Source organism: Rhodopseudomonas sp. RCAM05734, assembly GCF_052658035.1.
The window spans coordinates 5,343,267-5,361,064 of record NZ_CP199742.1; the positions used below are offsets into that span (position 1 = coordinate 5,343,267).

General features: G+C 64.2%; 16 protein-coding genes and 1 pseudogene. 5 read left to right on the forward strand and 12 right to left on the reverse strand.

Features of this window, described 5'->3' with window-relative positions:
• Positions 1-542: 542 nt before the first annotated feature.
• From ACUXVA_RS25365 to ACUXVA_RS25375, 3 genes are all read right to left on the reverse strand, one after another.
• A complete protein-coding gene (locus ACUXVA_RS25365) occupies positions 543-1,472 on the reverse strand; it encodes an IS110 family transposase (RefSeq protein ID WP_445488884.1) in 930 nt (309 codons plus the stop codon).
• A 367-nt stretch (positions 1,473-1,839) separates the two neighbouring features.
• Positions 1,840-2,901 carry a phosphotransferase family protein gene (locus ACUXVA_RS25370; protein WP_445488886.1) on the reverse strand — a complete coding sequence of 354 codons (1,062 nt, stop codon included), beginning with the start codon at positions 2,899-2,901 and terminating at the stop codon, positions 1,840-1,842.
• Positions 2,902-2,914: 13 nt separating this feature from the next.
• Positions 2,915-4,153 carry an acyl-CoA dehydrogenase family protein gene (locus tag ACUXVA_RS25375; protein WP_445488888.1) on the reverse strand — a complete coding sequence of 413 codons (1,239 nt, stop codon included), beginning with the start codon at positions 4,151-4,153 and terminating at the stop codon, positions 2,915-2,917.
• A gap of 324 nt (positions 4,154-4,477) precedes the next feature.
• Here ACUXVA_RS25375 and ACUXVA_RS25380 point away from each other — a divergent pair, with 324 nt between their 5' ends.
• Both ACUXVA_RS25380 and ACUXVA_RS25385 read left to right on the forward strand, forming a co-directional pair.
• Positions 4,478-5,116, forward strand: coding sequence for a TetR/AcrR family transcriptional regulator (locus ACUXVA_RS25380; RefSeq protein ID WP_445488890.1), 639 nt, complete (start codon positions 4,478-4,480; stop codon positions 5,114-5,116).
• A gap of 66 nt (positions 5,117-5,182) precedes the next feature.
• The gene (locus ACUXVA_RS25385) at positions 5,183-5,878 is read left to right on the forward strand and encodes a YkgJ family cysteine cluster protein (protein WP_265083118.1); all 696 of its coding nucleotides are present in this window, start codon (positions 5,183-5,185) and stop codon (positions 5,876-5,878) included.
• 16 nt (positions 5,879-5,894) lie between these two features.
• On the opposite strand, the pseudogene hemA reads toward ACUXVA_RS25385, so the two are convergent.
• Positions 5,895-6,830 (reverse strand): annotated as a pseudogene (gene hemA / locus ACUXVA_RS25390) (5-aminolevulinate synthase); the annotation flags it as partial.
• A gap of 16 nt (positions 6,831-6,846) precedes the next feature.
• On the opposite strand from hemA, the gene ACUXVA_RS25395 reads away from it, so the two are divergent.
• Positions 6,847-7,038 carry a hypothetical protein gene (locus tag ACUXVA_RS25395; protein ID WP_265083117.1) on the forward strand — a complete coding sequence of 64 codons (192 nt, stop codon included), beginning with the start codon at positions 6,847-6,849 and terminating at the stop codon, positions 7,036-7,038.
• 116 nt (positions 7,039-7,154) lie between these two features.
• Here ACUXVA_RS25395 and tcuB read toward each other — a convergent pair whose 3' ends face one another.
• The 8 genes from tcuB to ACUXVA_RS25435 form a co-directional block, all read right to left on the reverse strand.
• On the reverse strand, positions 7,155-8,366 hold the full coding sequence (gene tcuB, locus ACUXVA_RS25400) for a tricarballylate utilization 4Fe-4S protein TcuB (RefSeq protein ID WP_445488893.1): 1,212 nt from the start codon (positions 8,364-8,366) through the stop codon (positions 7,155-7,157).
• Positions 8,350-9,798: an FAD-dependent tricarballylate dehydrogenase TcuA gene (gene tcuA / locus ACUXVA_RS25405; protein WP_445488895.1), complete on the reverse strand. Its 1,449-nt coding sequence runs from the start codon at positions 9,796-9,798 to the stop codon at positions 8,350-8,352. Before tcuA ends, tcuB begins: the two co-directional genes overlap by 17 nt.
• Before the next feature lie 44 nt (positions 9,799-9,842).
• Positions 9,843-10,595 (reverse strand): IclR family transcriptional regulator, encoded by a 753-nt coding sequence (locus tag ACUXVA_RS25410; protein ID WP_265083115.1) that lies wholly within the window; start codon positions 10,593-10,595, stop codon positions 9,843-9,845.
• Between the two features lie 9 nt (positions 10,596-10,604).
• On the reverse strand, positions 10,605-11,492 hold the full coding sequence (locus ACUXVA_RS25415) for an NAD(P)-dependent oxidoreductase (protein ID WP_445488897.1): 888 nt from the start codon (positions 11,490-11,492) through the stop codon (positions 10,605-10,607).
• 73 nt (positions 11,493-11,565) lie between these two features.
• A complete protein-coding gene (locus ACUXVA_RS25420) occupies positions 11,566-12,777 on the reverse strand; it encodes an ABC transporter substrate-binding protein (protein WP_445488899.1) in 1,212 nt (403 codons plus the stop codon).
• Between the two features lie 13 nt (positions 12,778-12,790).
• Positions 12,791-13,648 (reverse strand): alpha/beta fold hydrolase, encoded by an 858-nt coding sequence (locus ACUXVA_RS25425; RefSeq protein WP_265083112.1) that lies wholly within the window; start codon positions 13,646-13,648, stop codon positions 12,791-12,793.
• Positions 13,645-14,043: a hypothetical protein gene (locus ACUXVA_RS25430; protein WP_445488902.1), complete on the reverse strand. Its 399-nt coding sequence runs from the start codon at positions 14,041-14,043 to the stop codon at positions 13,645-13,647. Before ACUXVA_RS25430 ends, ACUXVA_RS25425 begins: the two co-directional genes overlap by 4 nt.
• Positions 14,030-15,034, reverse strand: coding sequence for a Bug family tripartite tricarboxylate transporter substrate binding protein (locus ACUXVA_RS25435; protein ID WP_445488904.1), 1,005 nt, complete (start codon positions 15,032-15,034; stop codon positions 14,030-14,032). The genes ACUXVA_RS25430 and ACUXVA_RS25435 overlap by 14 nt, the downstream gene beginning before the upstream one ends.
• A 194-nt stretch (positions 15,035-15,228) precedes the next feature.
• Here ACUXVA_RS25435 and ACUXVA_RS25440 point away from each other — a divergent pair, with 194 nt between their 5' ends.
• Positions 15,229-16,653, forward strand: a complete 1,425-nt coding sequence (locus ACUXVA_RS25440) for an NAD-dependent succinate-semialdehyde dehydrogenase (RefSeq protein WP_265083110.1) — start codon at positions 15,229-15,231, stop codon at positions 16,651-16,653.
• Between the two features lie 157 nt (positions 16,654-16,810).
• Positions 16,811-17,656 carry an N-acyl homoserine lactonase family protein gene (locus tag ACUXVA_RS25445; protein ID WP_265083109.1) on the forward strand — a complete coding sequence of 282 codons (846 nt, stop codon included), beginning with the start codon at positions 16,811-16,813 and terminating at the stop codon, positions 17,654-17,656.
• Positions 17,657-17,798 lie beyond the last annotated feature (142 nt).

A 17,798-nucleotide genomic window follows, 5' to 3' on the forward strand; every position in this document is an offset into this window, starting at 1 on the left:
ATGCACCCATGGGCTTGTGCGCAAAATGTAGTAAGCGCACAAGGCTTGCCACGGTCACACCGGACTGATCCGGCGTTCCGCGCGCGATGGTGTTAACGGTCTATGTCGTGCTCTCCCCGGCGGCCGACACGGTTTCTCGTCGCCGTCGCTTCCGGTTGAGGGTGTTCCGCGGACGGATTGCCGCGGACTCTCCACCGGGCTTGGTGCTCACGCGGGGCACCAGGACCACACGCCTTCGCCGTCCGCGCAGCGCTGTCGTCTGCACTTCCTCCGGTTCTCACTGGCCATTCTGGCGAGCCCTGAACCGAATTCCGCGCCTGACGCTGCCGCGTCCACCGCACCCCGCCCAGCGAACCTGACGATCGCGATACGCCCCTCTCGGTGGGGCGGGATGCGATGGATTATAAACCTAAACTGATGATCGTCTATAGAGTCTAGGAAAAAATATCGCAGTCCGAGTTCGGTCTGTTCCCCGGACGCGGTGCACTGCGTCGCGCTTGCGGCGTGGTGCGCCGCAGATCCGGCAACTGTAATTTTCGTGATCAAGCGTGAAAGGGCGCTTGATCACGAAGCACCGCATTGAGGGTGACGAGCAGCTTGCGAGCGACGGCGATCAGGGCGATTTTGGCGGGTTTGCCCGCGTCTCTCAGGGCACGATAGGCTGCTGCGAACCGGGATTTGGTTCGAGTGACGGAGACGGCCGCCATGTAGAGGGCTTCGCGGACCCGGCGCCTGCCGCCGTGGATCTTGCGGGCACCGCGGAACTTGCCGCTATCGACATTGAAGGGCGCCAGTCCAGCCAAAGCGGCGATGGCCTTTGGCGAGCGGGAGCCGAGTTCCGGCATCAGTGCCAACAGCGTGGCGGCGCAAACCGGGCCGATGCCCGGCACCGAGCGCATCAGGCGTTGTGCGGCGTGCAGGCCCTGCTGCCCGGCAATCAGGGTGGCGATCCGCCGATCGATGCGCTGGATAGCCTGATCGAGCCAGGCGATATGCTGCATCAGCTCGTCCAGCAGGTCGGCGCCGGTTGCGGCAAGGCGGGTGCGCTCCTGCTTGCGGCAGGCGACGAGCTGATCGCGGCGCTTGTGCAGGTCGGCAAGCTGCTCCCGCGCCGGGTCGGTGGTGCCGTCGGCGCCGGGCCGCAGGCATTGGGCCATCGCCGCCAGCATCCGCGCGTCGATTGCGTCGGTCTTGGCGAGCAAGCCGATGGAGCGGGCGAAATCCCGGGCGCGGGCGGGGTTGACCCGCGCGAAAGCGATGCCGGCCGCGCTCAAGGCCCGGCGCAGCGCCTTGTCGTAGTGGCCGGTGGCCTCGAACAGCACGAATACATCGCTGCCGGCCCACCCCGCGATCAAGGCGTTGACCGCCTCGGGGAGGTTGTCGATGCGGCGCACCGTGCCGATGTTGCCGTCGAAGACGTCAAGAAAGTCCTTGGAGATATCGATTCCAACGAAGCCAGGATGTATGATCATGATGCCTGTCCCTGTGCTGCGAGGTCCGCGGCGAACGGCCTCGATCAACTGTTCAGGTGTGGGTAATGTAGCGCGGGCGGGTGCCAAGCCGGATCACGGTCTTCATGACCAGGGGCCCAACGGCATCCCGCCCCCACCCATCATGTCAGATCCCGACTACACAGGGGCCCAGCTTGTCGACCAAGAAAGCTGGATCCCGGGTCTGCGCAGCAGCACTGCCGGCGATGCTACGCATCGCCTGTGCTGCAGCGCGCCCGGGAAACGTGGAGCACAGCGCGCGCCATGCATCGAGCGAACGCAACAAAAAGGCGCCACCTTGCGGAGACGCCTTTTCAGTCGATCGTTACTTTTCTTGATTTTATTCGGATTATTTGGCGCCGGCCTTCTGCGCATAGTCCCAGGCGGCTTTGGCCAGCGGCACGGTGCGCTTGGCGGATTCCATAGCCTTGGCGGATGACGCCGTGCCGTCGCGGACGCGGCCGGCGATGCCCTGCAGAATGCCGGTCAGCCGGAACAGGTTGTAGCAATAGTACCAGTTGAGATCCGGCACGCTGTCGCGGCCGGTGGCCTTGCAATAGATCTGCGCGGCCTCCTCCATGGTGGGAATGTTGAGCGCGGCGAAATCCAGCCCGGCGAGGCCCGGCATGGTCCACTGCATCAGCAGATAGGTGAAGTCGGCCATCGGATCGCCCAATGTCGACAGCTCCCAGTCGAGCACCGCCTGCACGCGCGGCTCGGTGGCATGGAACACCATGTTGTCGATGCGATAGTCGCCGTGCACCACCGACACCCGCTCCTGCGCCGGCACCGTGGTCGGCAGCCATTCGATCAGCCGGTCCATTTCCGGAATCGTCTGGGTTTCCGAGGCGCGGTACTGCTTGGTCCAGCGATCGACCTGCCTGGCAAAATAATTGCCGGGCTTGCCGAAATCGCCGAGGCCGATGGCCACTGGATCGTACATGTGCAGCTTCGCCAGCGTCTCGATCTTGCTGGTGAAGATCGGCCGCCGCTCTTCCTTCGCAAGCTGCGGCAGCGCCGGATCCCAGAAGATCCGGCCGTCTTCCATCGACATGATGTAGAACGCCGAGCCGATCACGCTGTCGTCCATGCACAGCGCGTAGGCCCGGGCGACCGGAAAGCCCTGCTTGCCCAGCGCCGCGATCACCTTGAATTCGCGATCGACGGCGTGGGCGGAGGGCAGCAGCTTGCCGAACGGTTTTCGGCGCATCACGTAGGACCGACCGGGCGTGTTCAGGCGATAGGTCGGATTCGACTGCCCGCCCTTGAATTGCAGGACGGTCAGCGGCCCCGCATAACCCTCGACGTTCTCCGCCATCCAGCCTTCGAGGCGGATCTCATCGATCCGATGACGCTCCTCGACCGGCCTGGTGCCGGAGAATTCGTCGTCCTTGCGCACGCCGTCAGTCACGCTGCACCCTCGATCAATGCTTCACAGGCGCATTGGCATACTTGCGAAGCTCGAGCCGCGCAATGGCGCGGTTGTGAACCTCGTCCGGACCGTCGGCCAGACGCATGGTGCGCATGGAGGCGTAGTCGCGGGCGAGACCGGCATCGTCGGAGACGCCGGCAGCGCCATAGGCCTGGATCGCATTGTCGATGATCTTCAGCGCCATGTTCGGGCCGGACACCTTGATCATGGCGATCTCAAGCTGGGCAGTCTTGTTGCCGACCTTGTCCATCATGTCGGCGGCCTTGAGGCACAGCAGACGGTTCATCTCGATGTCGGTGCGGGCCTCGGCGATGCGCTGCTCCCAGATCGAATATTCGATGATCTTCTTGCCGAACGCAGTGCGCGACGACAGCCGGCGCACCATCTTCTCCAGCGCTTCCTCGGCCTTGCCGATGGTGCGCATGCAGTGATGGATACGGCCCGGACCGAGACGGCCCTGGGCGATCTCAAAGCCGCGGCCTTCGCCGAGCAGGATGTTGCTGGCGGGCACGCGGACATTGTCCAGCTTGACCCGCGCATGGCCATGCGGCGCGTCGTCGAAGCCGAACACCGGCAGCAGCTTTTCGATGATGACGCCCTTGGCGTCCGATGGCACCAGGATCTGCGACTGCTGCTGATGCTTGGGCGCCGACGGATCGGTCTTGCCCATCACGACCATGATCTTGCAGCGCGGATCGCCCATGCCCGACGACCACCACTTGGTGCCGTTGATGACGTATTCGTCGCCGTCGCGCACGATCGAGGTCTCGATGTTGGTGGCGTCCGACGACGCAACATCCGGCTCGGTCATCAGGAAGGCCGAGCGGATCTCGCCGTTCATCAGCGGCTTCAGCCACTTCTGCTTGTGCTCTTTCGAGCCGTAGCGCATGAACACTTCCATGTTGCCGGTGTCGGGCGCGGAGCAGTTGAACACTTCCGAGGCCCAGCCGATGTGGCCCATCTGCTCGGCCAGCAGCGCGTATTCGAGATTGCTGAGACCGGCGCCGTGAAACTCCTCGTCCTCATGGGACGACGGCGGCATGAACATGTTCCACAGGCCCTCGGCCTTGGCCTTGGCCTTCAGTTCCTCGACGATCGGGATCACCTTCCAGCGTTCACCCGCCTCGTCCTGCTGCCGATAGATGGGAACGGCGGGGCGCACGTGCTTGTCCATGAAGGACGACACGCGATCGAGCCATTCGCGCTGGCGGTCAGACATGTTGAAGTCCATCGAGCGTTCCTCATTTTCTTGGGAAAGATTTTGGCGGCACTGTCTCCCTGCCGATCATCATCCGCAAGGGAATTTTTTGGGCGTTGTCGCGCGTCATCCATCTCGCAGCTGCGGCGATCGCAGGTCATGTGCTTGCGGGAAATGTCCGCGCCGCGGAACGGCACATTGACAATTCCCCACCGTCAAACGATAGTTTCATACGACTGTTTGAATTGCAAGACGGCTAGCCGTTCCCTCTCCCCGCCGCGCGAAGCTTCGCTTCGCTGTGCGGGGAGAGGTGAAGCAAGTAAGATCTGACCCTGAGACAGCAGACTGGCGAAAACCTTGGCGGCAGACCACACCAGACAGGCGATCCTGACAGCGGCGGAGCGGCTCTATGCCGAACGCGGATTCGCCGACGTGACTCTGCGCGACATCGTCGCCGCCGCCGACGTCAACCTCGCCGCGGTGAACTATCATTTCGGCAGCAAGGACGAATTGATCGCCGAACTGTTCGTCAGCCGCAGCCTGGTCACCAACCGCGAACGCTTCAACCTGCTGAAGGCAGCCGAGGAAGCAGGCGGCGGTCGCGCGCCCGTCGACGCGGTGCTGCGGGCCCTGGTCGGCCCCACCTTGCGCGGCTGCCTCGGGCCGGACAAGCAGCGCTCCGACGCCGCACGCTTCATGATCCGGGCCTCCATCGAGTCGATCGCACCGATCCGCAAGATCAAGAACCGCGAGATCGGCCATCTCCGCCGCTTCGCCGCAGCGATGCAGCGCTCGCTGCCTGACCACGCCATGGTCGACATCTACTGGGGCATTCATTTTGCCCTCGCCATGGCCCACCAGACCATCCGCGACAGCGAGCGGCTCGACAAATTGTCGGAGGGCCTGTGCGACCTCGACGATGTCCAGGGCATCATCGAGCGGGTGGTCGCGGTATCGGTGATGGCTTTGACCGGGCGGGCCGCGGCGCGGGCTTAAGCGCCAATTTCGACCGTGCGCCGGCGCGATTCGCGGCGTATGCCGGGGCCAGACCGGAATGATCCCATGCTCGTGCAGCAAGCCATCGCCTTCGTCACCGACGACATCGCCGAGGTCGGCGCGCTGATGCGCGACCTGTCCGGCCGCTACGAGGCGATCTTCGCCAATTTGCGATCGGCGCTGGCGGTGACGCTGGCGCAGGCGGCGACCATGGCCGACGCCGCCCGAGAGGCCACGGCCATCGCCGATGCCGCCAGCGCCGCGATCCGCGACCACATCCCCAACCAGCCCGCCCTCGCCTGCGCCAGCGGCTGCAGCCCGTGCTGCCATCTCTATGTCCAGGTGCCGCCCGGCACCGCCGCGTCGATGGTGGCGCATATCGACGCCACCTTCACGCCCATGGAGCGCGAGGCGCTGCAAGCCCGGCTGACCGAGGCGGCAGCGACGCTCGGCGCCGCCACCGATCCGGCGGCATTACGACTGCGCTGCCCGCTGCTCGGCACTGACGACCGCTGCACGGTCTACGCGGTGCGACCGCTGTCGTGCCGCGCCTTCACCTCGACCTCGCTGCCGCGCTGCCAGCAGGTGGTGTTCGGCAACGACCCATCCGCCGGCGGCGTGGCGCAGAACGCCGCGCATTTCCGCATCCATCTGGAAGCCACCTCTGCGCTCGAACAGGCGGCCCGCGACCGCGGACTGCCCGATGCGCAGCAGCCGCTGGCGCAGGCGCTGCTCGAAGAATGGCGGGGGCCAGCGATCTGACGATCAGCATGACGGCTTACGCCGCCTTGGCCAATCCCACCTCGGCCCAGATTGCCACCAGCGCCTGGACCAGGTGCTCGATATCGTCGTCGCTGTGGTGCGGCGACGGGGTAATGCGCAGGCGTTCGGTGCCGCGCGGCACCGTGGGATAGTTGATCGGCTGCACGTAGATGCCGTAGCGGTCGATCAGGGCGTCGCTGATCTGCTTGCACAGCACGGGATCGCCCACCATGACCGGCACGATGTGGCTGGGGTTGTCGAGATGAGCGACACCGCTCTCATCGAGCCGCCGCCGCAGCCGCGCCACCCGGTCCTGATGCCGTTCGCGCTCCGCCGCGCTTTGCCTGAGATGACGGATGCTGGTCAGCGCTCCGGCCGCCACCGCCGGCGGCAGCGACGTCGTGAAGATAAAGCCGGACGCGAAACTGCGGATGAAGTCGCAGATCGTTGCCGATGCCGCGACATAACCTCCAATGACGCCGAATGCCTTGGCCAGCGTGCCCTCGATGACCGCGAGACGGTGGCTGATCCCTTCGCGGTCGGCGATGCCGCCACCGTTCGGTCCGTACAGGCCGACGCCATGGACTTCATCCAGATAGGTCATGGCGTTGTGGGCGTCCGCCACATCGCAGAGTTCGGCGATCGGCGCGATGTCGCCGTCCATCGAATAAACCGACTCGAAGGCGACCAGCTTTGGTGCGTGCGGGTCGAGATCGCTGAGCTTGCGTTCGAGATCGCGCGGATCGTTATGGGCAAAGACACGGGTCTCGCAGCGGCTGTGCCGGATACCCTCGATCATGGAGGCGTGGTTGAGTTCGTCCGACAGAATGGTGCAACCAGGCATCCGCGAGGCCAGCGTGCTCAGCGAGGCCATGTTGGACACATAGCCCGAGGTGAACAGCAGCGCGGACTCCTTGCCATGAAGGCTGGCCAGTTCCTGCTCCAGCAGCACCAAGCGTGGTCTCGTGATGGCCGCCTATCTCGACGGCGAAAGCCGGGACCGGCTCTCCGAACGCTATGGCGTTCCGGTGAACACCATCAAGACCTGGATACGGCGCGCGCTGATCGAGATCAGATCGAACTTGCAGGGGCCAGGCGGTGCGACCGAGTGGGCAAGCCTTCGTCGGGGGCCGGCGACGTCCTATGCAGACCGCGCATGACCCACCGGATGGCGCCCTCCGTCCCCGATCGCGAGAGACACGTCGTCGCTGACTGTTGGCGCTGGATGTCGCTCACGGTCAGCTATGCGCCAGAAGCCATCGTTCAGAGGGAAGGATCACTCTCCCCCCAGTCCGATCCTGTTCGGCATCCGCTTCTCGATGTTGAACTTGAGCAGCGCGGCGGAGCGGAAGATGCCGTGGGCGAACTTGCCGTAAGGCAGCGTCAGGAACAGCGCCATCACGGTCCCCAAATGAATCGCCAGCCACAGCGCCATGGCACCGGTGTCGCGCAGCAGCAGGAGCGCAAAGCCGGTGATGCTGACCAGCAGCAACAGCATGATGAAGCCGCGGTCCATCGCCTTCTGATTGGCATCGGAGCGCAGCGCATCGCGCTGCAGATTCAGCCAGAGCAGGCCAATCGGCCCGACGATCAGCCCGATGCCGCCAAGCGAGCCGAGAATGACCGGCGCGCTGGTGAAGGCATAGGGCGCATGCAGGTTCCAGAGATAGTGATACAGCGTCGCCACGCAGGTGGCGGCAAAACACAACAGGAAGCCGTACAGCGTGAATTGATGGAAGCGGCGACGCCACAGTGAGAAGGCGTCGTCATTCTCGTTGCAGCCCTCGCCATGGCCACCGCCGAGATAGCGCAATCGCGCGACGTCGGTGACCGCTTCGGCCATCGCCGGCATCCGCGCCTTGGCGGCCGCGGCGATATCGGCTGGATGGTCACCCTTGGTCGGCGAAACTTCGCGCCAGAATTTGGTGACGCCGATGCCGAGCGCCAGGATGGCGAACAGGAACACGATGCCGAACAGCGCGGCCAGGAAATTATGCGGGAAGATCGCGTAGAAATTGCCCTGCAGCGGCTCGTGGATCAGCCGCCCCGTCATCGCGATGACCAGGATCATGAACAGTGCCAGACCGCCGGACAGTGCGAAAGCGACGGTGAGGCCGGCGCGCTCATAGAGCGCCCCGAAGGCGCGCGGCCACGCATAATCCTGATAGGTGCGCACCCGCAATTTGGCCATCGCCTGCGGGACATTGACGGCGAATTCGTGCGGCGGCGCATATTGGCACGCATAGAGGCACGAACCGCAGTTGTGGCAGAGGTTGGCGAGATAATGGGTGTCGGCGGCATTGAAATCGAGCCGCCGCGTCATCGCCGGAAACACGGCGCAGAATCCCTCGCAATAGCGGCAGGCATTGCAGATCTGCATGATCCGCGCGACCTCGGCCTCGCCGGCCGTCATTGCTGCGGCGAAGTTGACGCCGCCCTCGCAGGCGCCGCCGGCGACGGGCGCGACCAACTCAGTGACCGGCGGCATAGCTGAACTCCTCGTGGAATGTGGGGTGGCGATGGCCGGCGCTGGCGGCGGCGTTGACGCCGGCGATGCGGCCGAAGGCGGTGCCGATGCTCATGCCGACGCCGGCGGTGTAGCCCTTGCCGAGCACATTGCCGGCAACCATCTCGCCGGCGGCAAACAGGTTGTCGCTCGGCGCGTTGCCGAACCGGCAGGCGGCGGTGGCATCGGTCTTCATGCCCAGATAGGTGAAGGTGATGCCGGGCCTGAGCGGATAGGCATAAAACGGTGCGGTATCGATCACCCGGGCCCAATGGGTCTTGGCCGGTGTCAGCCCCTCGGTGCGGCAATCATCGAGCGCGGTGTGATCGAAAGTGCCGGGCCGGCAAGCTGAATTGTAAGCGGCCAATGTCGCGACAAAGGTCGCGGGATCGACGCCGATCTTGACCGCAAGCTCCTCCAGCGTGTTGGCCGTGGTGCCGTCGAACACCGGCGGCATGAAGCGGCCGATGGCTTTCTGATCGATGATCGACCACGCCGTCTGGCCGGGCTGCTGTGCCACCAGACGGCCCCAGATCGCATAGCGCTTCGGCCAGAAGTCTTCGCCTTCGTCATAGAAGCGTTCGGCGTCGCGATTGACGACGACGCCAAGCGACACGCAATCGATCCGCGTGCAGATGCCGCCGTCGTACAGGGGCGCGCGGGCATCGATGGCGACACAGTGCGCCTGGGTGGGATCGCCGATGGTTTCCGCGCCTGCGTCGATCATGAACTTCAGCAGGACGCCCTGATTGAAGCGGGTGCCGCGGATCAGGAAATTCTCCGCGGTCCATTCGCCACGCTCGTTCTGGCCCCAGGCCTCGCGCTGCCATTCCAGATTGGACTCAAAGCCGCCGCAGCCGAGCACGCAGCTCTTGGCCTCGATGCGCTCGCCGGCCTCGGTGATGGCGGCGATGAAGCGGCCGTCCTTCACTTCAAGACTCTTCACCGGCGAATCGTAACGGATCTGCACGCCAAGCGCTTCGGCGCTGCGATAATACGCATTCACCAGCGCCTTGCCGCCGCCCATGAAGAACGCATTGGTCCTCGCCACATGCAGTGCACCGGACAGAGGTGGCTGGAAATGCACGCCATGCTTGCGCATCCACGGCCGGCAGCGCGACGAATGGCGGATGACCATCCGCGCCAGCGGCTCGTCCGTGAGGCCGCCGGTGACCTTCAGGAGATCCTGCCAGAATTCCTCTTCGGGATAGGCCTCGATCAGCACGTCCTGCGGTTCGTGATGCATGCAGCGCAGGTTGCGCACATGCATGGAATTGCCACCGCGCCATTCCTTCGGCGCCGATTCCAGCATCAGCACCGAGGCGCCGGCCTCGCGCGCCATCAGTGCCGAACACAGCGCCGCGTTGCCGCCGCCGATCACCAGCACGTCGGGCTGTGCAGAGATTGTTGCCATGGATCAGGAAGTCCCTTCGCAATGTGCCATCGTCAGCAATGCAGTCAGCCGCGATAGGCTGGCCACTCTCCACCGAGGTTGACCGTGAGCGCCTGCGCCACCGGGCCAAGCACGCGTTTCATTTCGGCGATCTCCGCTTCGCCGAAGCGTTCGCGCGGCCCCGACAGCGAGATCACCCCGATCAGCATGCCGCGCGGGCCGAACACCGGCGCCGCCACCGCCGCGCAGCTCGGATCGCGCTCGCCCAGTGACACATCCGACCCGACCCGGCGAATGGCGTCGTAACGTGGGCCGGTGCTACCGGCATAAGCCAGAATGATATGCCCGGCCGCACCGCGCAGCAGCGCGTAACTCTGACCGGCCTCGACGCGATCGAGCGTCGCATGGCGCGAATTGACCCGGTACAGGCAGAGGCGGTTATCGGCATCCTGCCGGACATGGAACGATGCGCTCTCGGTGCCGCGATCGACCAGTTCCTGCAACGCGGGCACCACGTGATGCCCGAGCGCATTCTTGCGGGAGAAGGCTGCACCAAGGCGGAACGCCGCCGGCCCGAGGTCGTAGCTGCCGTCAGGCAGCCGCGTGACATAGCCGTTCGCGATCAGCGATCCCAGCAGCCGCAGGATCGTGCTCTTGTAAAAGCCGGTGCGCACCGCCAGTTCGGCCAACGTCATCGTTTGGTCGGCGCTTTCCAGCGCAGCCACGATCGACAGTGCCCGCTCGACCGCAGCCACGCCCTCGCCGGCGTCGCGAACGGCCGGCTGGGGCTTCACTTGTGAGGGCGCGGGCTTCTTCATGGGTATCCGTCAGGCCGTGTGCGACGCCTTGATCACGCGCGCCAGTACTGGCCAGTAGAGATCGCCATGCCCGGCGTCAATCGCCTCGCCGAGCAACTTGTCGGCGAGTTCCGCTCCCTGCAACCTGATGTCGACGGACTTGGCGAGATCGAGCGCGTAGCTGATATCCTTGCGGGCATATTCGGTCGAGAAGGCACGTTCCGGGAAGGTGTCCGGCAACATCGCCTTCATGCCGTGATTGCGCAGGGCAAAGCTGTCGGCGGACCCCTTGGCAAGCGTCTCGAAGACCACTTTGGGATCGAGCCCGGCGCGCTTCGCCGTTTCCAGCGCCTCGCCCAGCGCGACGACGGTTTCCATCAGCACCATGTTGTTGAGGATCTTGACCACCTGCCCGGCGCCGACAGCGCCACAATGAGTGATGTCGGTGGCGAAGGTCGCGATCAGCGGCTGCAATTTCGCGAAGATCGCCGCATCGGCGCCGACCATCACGCTCAGCGTGCCCTCTTCCGCAGCCTGCCGGGTCCGCGCGATCGGCGCATCGGCATAGGCCGCACCTTTGGCAGCGAACCGCTTGGCGAGTTCGCGGCTGGCTTCCACCGGCGAGGTGCCGAGATCGACAATGGTGTGGCGCGCCTGCGCATGGGCGACCAGCCCATCGTCGCCGTCACATACCGCGGCAACATGCTTGCCGCTCGGCAGCGCCATAAAGATCACGTCGCAGCTGTTTGCCAGCTCGGCGAGCGTCGCCGCGCGCTTGACGCCGGCCTCCGCCAGCCGTTCGAGCGGCGCATCGGCGCGGTCGAAGCCGTAGACCGGCAGGCCCGACTTGCGTGCCAGATTGCGGCACATCGGCTCGCCCATGACGCCCAGACCGATAAAACCAATGGCATTCGTCATGCCGTATTCCTTCTATTCCAAGTTCAATTGAGAAGCGGGCGCAGCCGGGCTGCGCCCGCGATCTCGCGGCGGCTCAGCCCTTCGCCAGCGGGCACCCGCCTTCGCTCATCGGCCGGAATGCCTGTTCGCCCGGCGAGGTCGTGATCACCTTATAGTAGTCAAATTTGTATTTCGACTCTTCGGGCTTCTTCACCTGCACCAGATACATGGTGTGCAGCACGCGCCCGTCGGGACGCACGACGACATCCTTGTTGTACATGTCGTTGACCTTCATTTCGTGCATCTTCTGGGCAACGATGGCGGGGTCCTTGGTGCCGGCGGCCTTCACCGCCGCAAGATAGTGATGTACGCCGCTATAGACGCCGGCCTGCACCATGCTCGGCACCTTGCCGCCAGTCAGCGCCAGGTAACGCTTGGTCCAGGCACGGGTCTCATCGTTGAGATCCCAATAGAACGAGGTCGTCACCTGCAACCCCTGGGTCGCCTTGAGGCCGAGCGCATTGACGTCGGTAATGAAGACCAGAAGACCGGCGAGCTGCTGCCCGCTTTCGACGATGCCGAATTCGCCGGCCTGCTTGATGGCGGTCTGCACGTCCGCACCGGAGGTGGCAAGTCCCACCACCTTGGCCTTCGAGCCCTGCGCCTGCAGCAGGAATGACGCCATGTCGGTCGTGCCCAGCGGATGCGCGGCCGAGCCGATCACCTTGCCGCCGGCCGCCTCGATGAACTTGGTGGCGTCGCGCTGCAGTGCATGGCCGAAGGCGTAGTCCGCCGAGATGAAATACCAGGTCGAGCCTCCGGCCTTGGTCACCGCTTCGCTGGTCAGCTTCGACAGCGCGTAGGTGTCGTAATTAAAGTGGAACGAGATCGGCGAACAGGACTTGCCGGTGAAGTCCGACGAGCCGGGGCCGCTGATGGTGAAGATCTTGTTCTTCTGGCGGGCGACTTCGAGGATGGCGAAGCCGGCGGACGATGCCGCGCCGTCGGCGATCATGTCGACGCCTTCGGTGTCGAACCAGCGGCGCGCAGTGGATGCCGCGATGTCCGCCTTGTTCTGGTGATCGGCCGAGATCACCTCGATCTTTTGCCCGAGCAACTCGCCGCCGAAATCTTCCGCCGCGAGCTTTGCGGCAGCCACCGAACCCGGGCCGCCGTTGTCTGCGAACACGCCGGATTGGTCGTTCAGGACGCCGATCTTGATCGTCTCGGCGGCGCCGGCGATTTGCACCGACAGCAGCAGTGCAGCGGATAGATAGAGACTTGTCGTAAATGCCTTGATCGTCATGTGATGCTCCTCCTCAGGTTGCTTTTTGTTGTAGGATCTCTGCGAGGACCGGCGCGATGTAGCGCCTGAACTGCACGGGATTTTCGCTCATCGGGAAATGGCCGAGTTGCTCCATGATGGTCACGTCCGCGCCGTCAATGCTTTCGGCCGTGCGCACGGTATCCTCCGGCATGCAGGAGAAATCGTATTCGCCGGTGAGCAGATACAACGGACAGATCTTCGTATCGATCGCGTTGGTGCGGCCGCGCAGGTCGCCATCGACGCGATAGAAATAAAGATCGCCCTTGAACACGCCGGGGCCGCCCTGTTTGTAGGCCCACAGCGTTTCCATCCGGGCCGCCGCCGGACTTTGCGGCGCGACCAGGCCGGAGACCAGCGCCGCGCAAACCTCGCCGCCGTGAATGTCCGGACGGTTCAGCCAGGCGGTGTCGTACCACGGCGCCTGGAAATCCGCGGCTTCCAGACCGATCAGCGCGCTGAATTCGCTGGCATGATCGATGGCGAGATTAAGCACAATGCGGCCGCCGATCGAGCATCCCATGACCACCGGTCTGTCGAGCGCCAGCGCGGCGCAGAATGCACGAATGGTGTCGGTGTAGCGCGCCGTGGTCAGCTGATATTCACTGCCATCCCATGCCTCAGGCGGATTCGACTTGCCGTGCCAGGGCATGTCGAAGGCGATGATTCGATAGTGTTTGGTAAATTCGGGATCGGCGAGCAGATAGCGCCACTGCCGCCCGTCGGAGCCCGCGGTGTGCAGGCAGACGAGCGGAATACCCTGCCCGGCTTCCTCGAAATAGATTCGGTGAGTGATGCCGTCGATATCGACATGCACGTAGCGGCCGATCATCGGCTCAATGTAAGCTGTCATGCCGCGCCTCCCGTCCCGCGCGGCAGAGCCAACAGGTCCTTGAAATATTGCAGGTTGGTCATGAAAGGTCGGATATCGCCGTCGAGCGTGGCCACACCGCGCTTGGTCAGCGAAAGCAGATCGTGCCATCCGGCCTTCGGCATCGGTTGCCAGAACGCGGTCCATGCCGCGGGCGTGGCCCGGTAGCCGAACGTCCAGGAGCGCATCAACACTGGCGCCGGCGCCATGTCGACGATGCGCCCGGCGTGGATGGCGACGTGAAACGCCTGCTCGGTCGATCCGAGCAGACAATCGACATCGAGGAAACGCCCGCGCTGGATCAGCGCGGCGTCGCCGTCGAGCAGGGCCGGAAGCCGCGCGAAGGCCGCGGCCACGTCGTCGTCAGATTTTTTCAAGGCCGGATTCCTTGATGATGCGGCCCCATAGCTCGGTCTGCTTGGTGACGTGATCGGCAAGGCCTTGCGGCGTGCTGGTATCGGGCTCGAGGCCGATACCGGCAAAGAACTTCTTGGCCTCATCGGTGGCCATCACCTGGAGGAAAGCCTTGTTGAGCTTTTCGACGACGTCGGCCGGGACGTTCTTCGGTCCGAACAAGCCGCTCCACGCGGCAAAGTCGTAGCCGGGCAGACCGACCTCGGCCATCGGTGGCACCTCGGGCAGCGAGGCAACCTTGGCAAGAGTCGTGACGCCGAGTGCACGCAGGCTGCCCTGGTTGATGAATTCGCGGGTCACCGCCACGTCGGTGATGACGAATTCGATGCGGCCGCCGAGCAGATCGGTGATGGCTTGCGGCGTGCCCGGATAGGAAACGCGCACGGCGTCAATGCCCGCCATCGACTTGACGAGCTGCGCCGCCGCCATGCTGCCGGTATTGCCCGAGCCGTAGCTCAGCTTGCCGGGGTTGGCCTTGGCATAGGCGATGAACGTCTTGAGGTCGCTCGCCGGGAAATCCTTCGCCACGACCATGACCAGCGGATTGCGCGTCAGGCGCGCGATCGGCGTGAAGTCGGCCACCGGGTCGAACGGCATCTTGTTGTAGAGATGCACATTGGCCGAATGCGTCGAGTTGGTCGCAAGATAGAGCGTGTAGCCGTCGCCGGGCGCGCGTGCGACTTCCGCGGCGCCGATATTGGCGTTGGCGCCCGGCTTGTTGTCGACGAGGATTTTCTGGCCGAGCACCGCGCCGACCTTATCGGCAAGAAAGCGTGCTTCCACATCGGTGGCGCTGCCCGCCGGAAACGGCACCAGCAGTCGGATCATCTTGGTCGGATAGCTGTCGGATGCGCGTGCCGACGGCGCGACAGCCGTCGCACCGATGGCCAGCAGTGCCGCTGCTACAACCGAGCGCCGCGTCGGCGACCGCTTATCCATCTTGTCCGCTGTCATGTCTCTCTCCCATCCGTCTTTTGGCGGCGTTGGGTCGGCAGGTTCGCGGCGCGACGACACGCCCCTCCCCGATCCGATCCATTCCGCATTGTTCTGTCTAGCAGAATGCTTGTTCTGTTATATCAACATATGATTGGATGCCGCGCAAGTGAGGCGACCTCAATGCCTCCAAGAAATCAGAAGTGGACGCTGCAATGCCCTATCCAGAGATCGAGATGTATGTGGACGGAGGTTGGCGCCGTGCATCCGGCACGCCCATCATCAATCCCGCCGACGAAAGCGTGCTTGGCACCGTGCCGCATGCGAGCCGGAACGATCTGGACGATGCGCTCGACGCCGCCACTCGTGGATTTGCGGTATGGCGCAAGACCGCGCCGAATGCGCGCGCGCAGATCATCCTCCGTGCCGCTGCGCTGATCCGTACCCGCGTCGAGGAGATGGCGACGGCGATGGTCCTTGAGCAAGGCAAACCGCTCGATCAGGCCCGTCTTGAAGTCTTGCGGGGCTGCGAGATCATCGAATGGGACGCCACCGAAGGCATGCGCATCTATGGCCGCGTGATTCCAGCCGGTCCTCAACTGCAGCACACGGTGTATCGCCAGCCGATCGGCCCGGTTGCGGCATTCTCGCCGTGGAATTTTCCCATGAGCTCACCGGCTCGCAAGGTCGCCGGGGCGCTGGCGTCGGGCTGTTCGATCATCCTTAAAGCCTCGGAAGAGACGCCGGCCGGCGCGCTGCAACTGGTCCGCGCCTTCCACGATGCCGGCCTGCCCCCGGGCGTGCTCAATCTCGTCTTCGGCGACCCCGCGGAGATTTCCAGCTATCTGGTGCCGCATCCAGCGATCCGGCTGATCACCTTCACCGGCTCGGTGCCGATCGGCAAACATCTCGCCGCGATGGCCGGCCAGCACATGAAGCCGGCGATCATGGAACTGGGCGGCCATGGTCCGGTGATCGTCTGCGACGATGCCGATCCCGTGACCACCGCAAAGGCGTCGGTGATTACCAAATCGCGCAATGCCGGCCAGGTCTGCGTCGCGCCGACGCGATTCTTCGTCCATGAAAAGCATTACGAGAGCTTTGCGCAGACCTTTGCCGAAGGCGCGGCGAGCTTGAAGATGGGCAATGGCATGGATCCCTCCACCCAGCTCGGGCCACTGGCGAACCCGCGCCGCATCGCGGCGATGGAGCATCTGGTCGCGGATGCCAGGCAGCGCGGCGCGCGTGTCCTCGCCGGCGGCGAGCGCGTCGGCAATCGCGGCTACTTCTATCCGCTCACGGTTCTGGCTGACGTGCCGGACGATGCGCTGGCCATGACCAATGAACCGTTCGGGCCGCTCGCGCTGATCAATCCAGTGCGTGATCTCGACGAGGCGATCGCGAAAGCCAATGCCCTGCCGTTCGGCCTTGCGGCTTACGCCTTCACGACATCGGCGAGCAATGTGCAGCGCCTGTCCGAGGATGTCGAAACCGGCAACCTCACCATCAACCACTTCGTCGCCTCGACAGCGGAAACCCCGTTCGGCGGCGTCAAGGACAGCGGCTACGGTCGCGAAGGCGGTATTGAGGGTCTCGGTTGCTACACCGTCACCAAGAATGTCTCGCACAAGTTTGCATGAGACGGCGCAAAGGCGGCTTCTGCCCGGCCACCACCGGGCGTCGCCCTGCGCCGGCCACTTCGGACCGTTGGCGATGAGTCCTGATCGCTGTTAAGACCAAGAGGTCGAGGCACCAGATCGCCGACAAACAATTCAAAAATGAAGGAAGAGACGAGGGATGACGCCGCTACAGCCGACTTACGAAATCTATGCGATCCGCTACGCGACCATGACGGCCCGGACGCCGCAGATGAATCATTTGTCCCCGGACCCGCACGAGACGACAGCAGCCGATCTGGATTATTTCGTCTGGCTGATCCGCGGCAAGGATCGCGATATTCTTGTGGATACCGGCTTCAACGAGGCTGCGTCGAAGTCGCGCAAGCGGACACTCGACATGAATCCGGTGGACGCGCTGGCCCGGTTCGGCGTCCAGGCCGAGAATTTGCGCGACGTCATCATTACCCACCTGCACTATGATCACGCCGGAAATCTGGATCGTTTTCCCCGTGCAACGTTCCACCTGCAAGATCGGGAAATGAGCTATGCAACGGGCCGCTGCATGTGCAGCGGCGTGTTGCGACATCCCTTCTCCGCGGAGGACGTCACGCTGATGGTGCGGCATGTCTACGATGAGCGTGTCATCTTTCATGATGGCGACGGCGAGGTCGCACCCGGCGTCACGCTACATCGCGTCGGCGGACACTCCGATGGGCTGCAGGTGGTCCGCGTGGCGACAGCGCGCGGTCCCGTCGTATTGGCATCCGACGCCTCGCACTACTTCGCGAACATGCACCGCCGCAGCCCATTTCCGATCGTCTACAATATTGGCGACATGCATAACGGCTGGACGATCTGCGAGCGCCTGGCAGGCCACCCCGACCGCATCATTCCCGGCCACGATCCTCTCGTCAGGAAGCTCTACAGGCGAGTTGAAGGAGAGATCGATGCCTATGCATTGCACGAGGAGCCGTCACAGTCCTTCATGCGGCCGGACGCGCCGGATTTTCCCCAGACTTCGTAGCACGTACGCGGCAGCAGTCTGACGTTCGATCGCGGCCGAGACTGACATCCCCGCCATGCTCCGCTCACCGGCCATCGTAAGGCCGCTGCAGTAGCGTTTCATAACAAGAACCTAGAGATTGGAGCGGGTGGAGGGAATCGAA